Source organism: Herbiconiux daphne (assembly GCF_024979295.1).
GTDB classification, from domain to species: Bacteria; Actinomycetota; Actinomycetes; order Actinomycetales; family Microbacteriaceae; genus Herbiconiux; species Herbiconiux daphnes.
On the sequence record NZ_JANLCJ010000687.1, the window covers coordinates 1 to 557 of the forward strand.

Below are 557 nucleotides of genomic sequence, written 5' to 3' on the forward strand. Positions count from 1 at the left end.
GGTCTATTTGTTAGGGTATTCAGCCATTACCTTCCACGGTCTGGTGACTTCTGTTTGTTGGCGCTTACAAAGTCTGAATGCCCTAACACATATTGGTTAGGTTACTTACACGCCAATCTCAACATCGCTTGCTGAGGTGTGAGTGGCCTAAGCCAATATGATGAAGTAGCGTAGTTGGTTAGCGCGGCTGACTGTTAATCAGCGGGTCACAGGTTCAAGTCCTGTCTTCATCGCCACATTTGGATTGGTACTATAGTTCATCGGTTAGAATGCTGCCCTGTCACGGCAGTGAGCCGGGTTCGATTCCCGGTAGTACCGCCAATTGCTTCATAGCTCAGTTGGTAGAGCACCCGCCCGATAAGCGGTAGGTCACTGGTTCGAGTCCAGTTGAAGCAACCATAAAACACCCTGCGTCTGTAGTGTCAGTAATAAGATTCGGCTACAGAAGTTGCGGGGGTAGCATACGGCGTGTAGCGCAGTTTGGCAGCGCAACTGCTTTGGGAGCAGTGGGTCGCAGGTTCGAATCCTGCCACGCCGACCAATTTCCGATTCGCTAC

Annotated in this window: 4 tRNA genes; all 4 read left to right on the top strand. The window is 51.0% G+C overall.

Annotated features, from left to right (window positions below):
- Positions 1–159 precede the first annotated feature (159 nt).
- The 4 genes from N1032_RS27155 to N1032_RS27170 all read left to right on the top strand — a co-directional run bounded on the left by N1032_RS27155 (position 160) and on the right by N1032_RS27170 (position 541).
- Positions 160–236: transfer RNA gene (locus N1032_RS27155), tRNA-Asn, on the top strand.
- Between the two features lie 10 nt (positions 237–246).
- A tRNA-Asp gene (locus N1032_RS27160) sits at positions 247–321 on the top strand.
- A gap of 2 nt (positions 322–323) precedes the next feature.
- A tRNA-Ile gene (locus N1032_RS27165) sits at positions 324–399 on the top strand.
- A 65-nt stretch (positions 400–464) separates the two neighbouring features.
- A tRNA-Pro gene (locus tag N1032_RS27170) sits at positions 465–541 on the top strand.
- Positions 542–557: the final 16 nt, after the last annotated feature.